Consider the following 2179-nt stretch of genomic DNA (forward strand, 5'->3'; position numbering starts at 1 on the left):
GCCGGACCGAGGTGATTCAACCTTCCTCCRATGCCGATGAACCGTCATCGAGCGTGACTTGGCTGCACGTATCCAGCAACTCATATGATAGGAAAAAGATATTTCATCATAGGTAGAACTGCTAATATCACGGTACCTCACAACGGACGTGTAAACTGTCAATACCAAAACAAATGCTGGTTGGGATGTAATTTTGGGGCATATTTCAGTACCCAGTCTTCAACTTTGCCGGCAGCAGTGAAAACCGGAAACCTGACATTGAGACCTTATTCCATCGTTACAAGAATCATTTACGATAAGGACACCCAGAAGGCTAAAGGTGTGGAAGTGTTGGATGCCGAAACAAACCAAACGTATGAGTATTATGCAAAAGTGATTTTCCTATGTGCTTCCGCACTGAATTCTACTTGGATTTTGATGAATTCGGCTACCGATATCTGGGAAGGTGGATTGGGCAGTAGCAGTGGTGAGCTCGGTCACAACCTTATGGACCACCACTTCCGTTGTGGTGCTGGCGGTATTGTGGAAGACCACTTGGATAAGCAGGTGTATGGTAGAAGAGCTAATGGCTTGTATGTACCGCGTTTCGTTAACGTGGAAGGAGACCCTAAAAAACGAGACTATGTCAGAGGTTTCGGCTATCAAGGTAGTGCTTCCCGCAATGGAGGCTATGCGTCGGCAGAAGAAAGACAGGTGGTGGTAGCTTCAAAGATGCCCTCTGTGGCTTGAGAGATCATTGGAACGTTTCTTTCGGTGCCTTTGGAGAAATTCTTCCTTACCACGAAAACCACGTGAAACTTGACAAGAACACCAAAGACAAGTGGGGGCTTCCTGTATTGGCTATTGACGCAGAAATCAAAGAAAACGAATTAAAGATGCGTCATGACATGCAATATGAAATGAAGGAGATGCTCGAGCAGCTTGGTGTTAAAAATGTGTCAGTCTATGACAATGTATACGGATTCGGTCAAGGTATCCACGAGATGGGTACAGCCCGCATGGGTAGAGATCCTAAAACTTCCGTATTGAACGGCAATAACCAAGTCTGGGATTGTAAAAATGTATTCGTTACGGACGGGGCTTGTATGACATCTTCAGGATGTGTTAACCCTTCGTTGACCTATATGGCTTTGACGGCCCGCGCTGCCGACTTTGCCGTAAGTGAATTGAAAAAAGGTAACCTGTAAATAAAAACTATAAAAATGGAGAATAACAGCAGAAGAGACTTTATAAAAAAGGCAAGCAGTGGCTGCAGCAGGAATAACCATCGTTCCGCGACATGTTTTAGGGGGCAAAGGCTACAGAGCTCCTAGCGATATGTTGAATGTGGCTTCAATAGGTGTAGGTGGAATGGGTGGTAGTGATGTAAACAATATTTATAAAAGTGGTAAGGCCAATATCGCTTACTTATGTGATGTAGACCTTGCACGTGCTAAAGGAACAGTAGAAAAGTTCCCTAAAGCCAAGTTTTATGTGGATTTTAGGGAAATGCTGGATAAAGAGCATAAGCATATCGATGCGGTTTCCATCTCTACGCCGGACCATAACCACGCGATTCAGGCATTGGCAGCCATGGAATTGGGAAAACACGTGTATGTGCAGAAGCCTCTTGCCCATGATGTATGGGAAGCCCGCGTGTTGACTCATGCCGCAAAGCGTTATAAAGTGGTGACACAGATGGGTAACCAAGGTTCTTCGGGAGATGGGGTGCGTCAGATGCGCGAATGGATTGAYGCCGGCCTTATCGGTGATTTGGTAGAGATTTATGCATGGACAGACCGCCCTGTATGGCCGGCAAGGTACAGCTAGTCACTGGCCTTCCAAAAAGGCTCCTGTACCATCAACTTAGATTGGACAAATGGTTGGGAACAGCTCAGTATACAGACTATATCGAAAACTGGTGCCATTCAATTTGGAGAGGATTGGTGGCCTTCGGTACCGGGTGAGCGTTAGGTGACATGGGATGTCACAACCTAGAAGCTCCTTCTGTATCGRCGYTACAATACGTAAAAGACGTGCAGGCAAGTGTGGGAACTGTATATGTCGWKGAGTTCAAGAGAGGTTATTTCCCAGAGTCTTGTCCTCCGTCAAGTTCGGTGACTATGACTTCCCTAAAACCCTAAAACAAAGTGACGATTAAGTAGCAAGGTCTACATCACATAAGTAAGCGATATTGGCC

At 45.7% G+C, this 2179-nt stretch carries 1 protein-coding gene and 1 pseudogene; both read left to right on the forward strand.

Annotated features, from left to right (window positions below):
* Positions 1 to 96: 96 nt before the first annotated feature.
* Positions 97 to 1187, forward strand: a pseudogene (locus SD31_RS13065) (GMC oxidoreductase); the annotation flags it as partial.
* A gap of 58 nt (positions 1188 to 1245) precedes the next feature.
* Positions 1246 to 1809, forward strand: coding sequence for a Gfo/Idh/MocA family protein (locus SD31_RS19505; protein WP_231561634.1), 564 nt, complete (start codon positions 1246 to 1248; stop codon positions 1807 to 1809).
* Positions 1810 to 2179: the final 370 nt, after the last annotated feature.

Source organism: Sphingobacterium sp. T2 (assembly GCF_000814685.1).
Classification (GTDB): Bacteria; Bacteroidota; Bacteroidia; order Sphingobacteriales; family Sphingobacteriaceae; genus Sphingobacterium; species Sphingobacterium thermophilum.